At 66.3% G+C, this 4,712-nt stretch carries 6 protein-coding genes; 3 read left to right on the plus strand and 3 right to left on the minus strand.

Going from position 1 to position 4,712, the window contains the following annotated elements:
• Positions 1-290, minus strand: a 290-nt coding sequence (locus DYI24_RS21470) for a signal recognition particle receptor subunit alpha (RefSeq protein WP_205523623.1), incomplete at its 3' end; no start/stop codon positions are given.
• Between the two features lie 452 nt (positions 291-742).
• Here DYI24_RS21470 and DYI24_RS21475 point away from each other — a divergent pair.
• Both DYI24_RS21475 and DYI24_RS21480 read left to right on the plus strand, forming a co-directional pair.
• A complete protein-coding gene (locus tag DYI24_RS21475) occupies positions 743-1,012 on the plus strand; it encodes a type II toxin-antitoxin system Phd/YefM family antitoxin (protein ID WP_164573770.1) in 270 nt (89 codons plus the stop codon).
• A 220-nt stretch (positions 1,013-1,232) separates the two neighbouring features.
• Positions 1,233-2,294, plus strand: coding sequence for an MBL fold metallo-hydrolase (locus tag DYI24_RS21480; RefSeq protein ID WP_164573771.1), 1,062 nt, complete (start codon positions 1,233-1,235; stop codon positions 2,292-2,294).
• A 9-nt stretch (positions 2,295-2,303) separates the two neighbouring features.
• On the opposite strand, the gene DYI24_RS21485 is transcribed toward DYI24_RS21480, so the two are convergent.
• Together DYI24_RS21485 and DYI24_RS21490 are read right to left on the minus strand one after the other, a co-directional pair.
• Positions 2,304-2,999 (minus strand): SIMPL domain-containing protein, encoded by a 696-nt coding sequence (locus DYI24_RS21485; protein WP_164573772.1) that lies wholly within the window; start codon positions 2,997-2,999, stop codon positions 2,304-2,306.
• Positions 2,996-3,817 (minus strand): GyrI-like domain-containing protein, encoded by an 822-nt coding sequence (locus tag DYI24_RS21490; RefSeq protein WP_164573773.1) that lies wholly within the window; start codon positions 3,815-3,817, stop codon positions 2,996-2,998. Before DYI24_RS21490 ends, DYI24_RS21485 begins: the two co-directional genes overlap by 4 nt.
• A 235-nt stretch (positions 3,818-4,052) precedes the next feature.
• On the opposite strand from DYI24_RS21490, the gene dapF reads away from it, so the two are divergent.
• On the plus strand, positions 4,053-4,712 hold a 660-nt coding region (dapF, locus tag DYI24_RS21495), incomplete at its 3' end, for a diaminopimelate epimerase (RefSeq protein WP_164573774.1).

Genomic DNA, 4,712 nt, shown 5'->3' on the forward strand with positions numbered 1-4,712 from the left:
GCGTTGAGGTCGATCGACTGAACTTCGGACCCCAGCGTGGCGATCAGCTCGTCATTGACGATCTTGACCACCATCTGGCCGGGCTTGACCGACTTGACGACGGTGGCGCCGACGGCCTGCTCGCGGACCCGCTCGGTGAACGAGCGCACCACTTCGAGCGCGACGTCGGCTTCCAGCAGCGCGCGACGGATTTCGCGCATCGCCGCATCGACATCGGCCTCGCTGAGCGCACCGCGCCCGGTCAGCCGATCGAGAATGCCACCCAGCTTTTCCGACAGATTGTCGAACATCGGCCCAATTCCAGCGACGGCCTTCCGGCGAAAGGCCTACAAAACCAAACACTTATGGCGCCCGAGGGCGCATCGCGCTGTCGGACGTTGACCTCCGGCCTCTTGGGACCGGGCGGCGGATCGAAAGACAAGCCTTTCGAGAATTCGGCGATCCATACGCGCTCGACGCGTCAAGCGCAAGACTGGTCCGCCGGCGCGCGGTTTCGCCTCCTGCAAGGCACCCGTGCGCGGGGCTGGCACCTTCCTCAGCGACGGTATTATTTTGTAGGGCAGGCGACCTCCGGTCCCATCGCGAGACAGGTCGGTCGAATTCGCAAGGCCCGCTTAAGGCGAATTTCGGCAAGTCGCCGCCCACGCCGCCGCTCCCCGTAGTTCTACAAGCTCCCGGACCTCGGGACGACTGCTATAGGGCCGCCCCGCTCTGAACTTGCTGCTTTCCGGTTAATCTCGACATGAAATTCGTGAAGCTTGCAGATGCCCGCGCAGCGATCGAGCAGCTGCTCGACGAGGTCGAACGCGGTGAGACGATCATCATCACCCGCGGCGTCCTGCCGCGCCGCAAAGCCGGCGAGCCGCAGGAGCAATGGCGGACCGCGATGCAGGACCTGCGCGACCTGAAAAAGGGCGCCGGCCTCGCCTCGATTGAAGACCTGCTGCAATGGCGCGAGGAACAGCGAAAGGCTGCCCGCAGCCGGCGGACCGCGCCGATCCGGTGGATCTGACACCCGGTAAACCTTGCCGTCCGAGCGACCGCGCTTAGATGACCAGTCCACACACGGGTCGAGCGTGATGAACCTTCGTAAGGCCGCCGGAACAACCGGCGCCAATCCAGACTTCTCCCTCCATCAGCCGTTGACGATCGTTTGCCTGCCGGACCGGGCTCCCTGATGCGCTTGGCGAAGCTTCACAAGCTCGCGGCTCGGTTGATCGGCGCGTGACTGCATGACGTTGATCACGCGCCGCCGCCTGCTGGCGACCGCTGCCGGCCTTGCCGCCACGGCCGGGCTTTCCTCCCTCTGGATCTCCCGCATGAGCTATTACCAAGGCCCGGTCACCGATCACTTCGATGGCACGCGCTTCTTCGATCCCGATGGCGCGCCGCCGAAGAGCTTCTGGGAGGTGATGCGCTGGCGATTCAGCCACAAGCCGGCCCAATGGCCCGAATGGGCTCCGAGCCCGTTCGCCGACACTCCGCCGCCGCGTGTCGACGGCACCGGCGTCAGGCTGGTTTATGTCGGCCATGCGAGCTGGCTGATCCAGACCGCCGGACTGAACATCCTGATTGACCCGGTGTGGTCGGAGCGGGTGTCACCGGTCAGCTTCGCCGGGCCCAAACGGCACAACGATCCGGGCATCGCGTTCGACCGCCTGCCGAAGATCGACGTGGTGCTGGTGTCGCACGGCCACTACGACCATCTCGACCTTGCTACGCTGTCGCGGCTTACTGCTGCGCATGCCCCGCGGGTGATCACGCCGCTCGGCAACGATCTGACGATGACGGCGCACGATGCCACGATCCGCGCCGAAGCTTATGACTGGAGCGACCGCATCGAGCTGAATGATCGCGTCGCGGTGACGCTGGTGCCGACCCGGCACTGGACCGCCCGCGGCCTGTTCGACCGCAACCGCGCGCTGTGGGCCAGCTTCGTGCTCGAAACGCCAGCCGGCAAGATCTACGTGGTGTGCGATTCCGGCTATGGCGATGGCCGGCACTTCCGCCGCGTCCGCGACGCCCACGCGCCGCTGAAGCTGGCGATCCTGCCGATCGGCGCCTATGAGCCGCGCTGGTTCATGCAGGATCAGCACATGAATCCGGCCGACGCCGTGAGGGCGCTGGCCGATTGCGGCGCCGAGCGGGCGCTCGCCAATCACCACGGCACCTTCCAGCTCACCGACGAGGCGATCGATGCACCCGAGCAGGCGCTGTACGCGGCGCTCGATGCCGAGAGCGTGCCGCGCGAGCGGTTTCCGGTGCTGAAGCCCGGGCAGGTGTTCGAGCTGTGAGCGCCGCGCTTACTGCGCCTTGATGCCCCAGTTCACCGTGACCGACACGTTCAGGGTCTGCTCGCCCGGCGCAACCTGAGCGCCGGTCGACAGATCCGCCGCCATCTTGCGCATCGGCACCATACCGGGGGCGGAATCTTCGGCAATCGACAGCGGCGCACCGAGCGTGAGACCAGCGGCGCGCGCGTAGATCTCGGCCTTGCGGCGCGCATCGGCGACCGCTGCGGTCCGCGCTTCGTCGAGCAGCTTGGATGCATCGCTAACGGTGAAGCTGATGCCGCGCACCTCATTGGCGCCGGCCACCATCAGCCGATCGAGAATCCCCGCCACTGCCGCGATGTCGCGCACCCGCACCGACACGATGTTCTTGGCCACATAGCCGGTGACTTCGCTCGGGCCGGGCCGGTCGGCATATTGCGGCTGCAGCGACAATTGCGAGGTTTGGATGTCCTTGCCGTCGATGCCGGCGTTCTTCAACTCCAGCAGCACCTTGCCCATCGCCAGATTGGTGGCTTCCGCCGCCGCACGGGCCGACTTGGCGAAGTTCGACACCCCGGCTTCGATCAGCGCGGTGTCGGGCGCGACCGACTTCTGCGCTTCGCCGCGCACGACGATACCCGGCGGCGGGGCGTCCTGGGCAAGCGCCGGCAACGCGACGAGCAGGCAGCAAGCGGCAGCAACGGAAACAGAGCGGAGCATGTTCATTTCATCGGCACGTAAACGTTGATCACCAGCTTGTCTTCGGCGGTCTTCAGCGGGTCGGTGATGTATTCCTCGATGAAGGTGTCCTTGGCCTCGAGCTTCTTGTCGTCGAGGAAGTTGGTGATCGCCTCGTAGGTGTTGTCCATGTTGTCGTAGGAGCCGCGGTGGACGAACTTGAGCGCCTTGCCGTCGGGCGACTTGCCGATGCTCATCGACTTGGCGAGGTTCTTCGGCTCCTGCGGCACCGGCACCTGAGCCTGGAAGGTGAAGCCGGTATCGTCGGTCGAGGTGTAGACGATCATCGGGTTGCCGTTCGGCGCGATGCCCTGCTTGTCGAGCAGCGCCGTCAGGGACTTGAACGCGTCCATCAAACTGTCGAACGCATTATCCCAGTTCGCCTTGCCCTTCAGGATCACCACCGTCTTCGGCTCCAGCGTGGTCTCCTCGCCGAACGGATCAGCGGTCTGCACCGGCGCGGGCGTGGACGGCGCAGCGGGGGTCTGGGCCGCTGACGGAGGCGTGGCGGGAGCTGGCGTCGCAACTGGTGTCTCGCTCGCCGTCGGCGGCGTCGCTGGGGCAGAGGTGGACGGCGCAGAGGTCGACGGATTTGACGGGGTGGCAGGTGCCGGCGTGGCCTGAGCCGGTGCCGGCTGGGTCGGCGCAGTCTGAGCTGGCGCCGGTGCTGCGGCTGCCGGCTTGTCCTTGGCGTCCTTGCTGGCGTCGGGGGCGGTCTGGGCCGATGCGCCGGCGATGCCGAGCGTCAGCACCAGCGCCGGCATCAGCCCGACGCGCGTCACACCAAACAGGCAGGGGCGTTCCATTCCATCTCTCCCAAGGCCACCGCGAACGTCGCCCGACCTTCCCGCGTGGCGCAGCATCGGACTTGCGCCAATCACCGAGTCGAGCGGCTCCTCATAACATCCGATCCGCGATTTCGTCCCGTCCTGGCGAGCCATGCGATGACGGTGTGGCTTCCCTGTGGCCGTGCGCCGCTGCGGGCGGCAGACTGGCCAAACCGGGCCGGGTTCGCCATATAGGCGCGGCGAGGACGAGAGCATGAGCGCGCTGGACAACCGCCTGTTCGCCAAGATGAACGGCATCGGCAACGAGATCGTGGTGGTCGACCTGCGCGATCAGCCGGCGCCGGTGACGCCGGCCGATGCGCGGGCGGTGGCGGCGCATGTGCCCTACGATCAGTTGATGCTGCTGCAGCCGGCCCGGCTGCCCGGCACCGAAGCCTTCGTCCGGATTTACAACAATGACGGCTCCGAATCCGGCGCCTGCGGCAACGGCATGCGCTGCGTCGCGCAGCAGATGTTCGCCGGCAGCGACCAGAACGGCCTGACCTTCGAGACCCGCGCCGGCCTGCTCAATTGCTGGCGCGGCCCGGCCGATGGCCTCTACACCGTCGACATGGGCGAGCCGAAGTTCGGCTGGCAGGACATCCCGCTCGCCGAGGAATTCCGCGACACCCGGATGATCGAATTGCAGATCGGCCCGATCGACGCGCCGGTGCTGCACACGCCGTCGGTCGTCAGCATGGGCAACCCGCACGCGATCTTCTGGGTCGACGATGTGAACGCCTACGATCTCGGCCGGTTCGGACCATTGCTCGAGAACCATCCGATCTTCCCGGAGCGCGCCAACATCACGCTCGCCCATATCGTCGATCGCCAGCACATCACGATGCGAACCTGGGAGCTGTCTCTTATACCC

The organism is Rhodopseudomonas sp. BR0C11 (assembly GCF_010820945.1).
GTDB lineage: Bacteria > Pseudomonadota > Alphaproteobacteria > Rhizobiales > Xanthobacteraceae > Rhodopseudomonas > Rhodopseudomonas palustris_H.

What these genes read in the sequence shown, in the direction of transcription:
- DYI24_RS21475 (WP_164573770.1), top strand. Translation starts at nt 743, where the DNA reads ATGAAATTCGTGAAGCTTGCAGATGCCCGCGCAGCGATCGAGCAGCTG.
- DYI24_RS21480 (WP_164573771.1), top strand. Translation starts at nt 1,233, where the DNA reads ATGACGTTGATCACGCGCCGCCGCCTGCTGGCGACCGCTGCCGGCCTT.
- DYI24_RS21485 (WP_164573772.1), bottom strand. Translation starts at nt 2,999, where the DNA reads ATGAACATGCTCCGCTCTGTTTCCGTTGCTGCCGCTTGCTGCCTGCTC.
- DYI24_RS21490 (WP_164573773.1), bottom strand. Translation starts at nt 3,817, where the DNA reads ATGGAACGCCCCTGCCTGTTTGGTGTGACGCGCGTCGGGCTGATGCCG.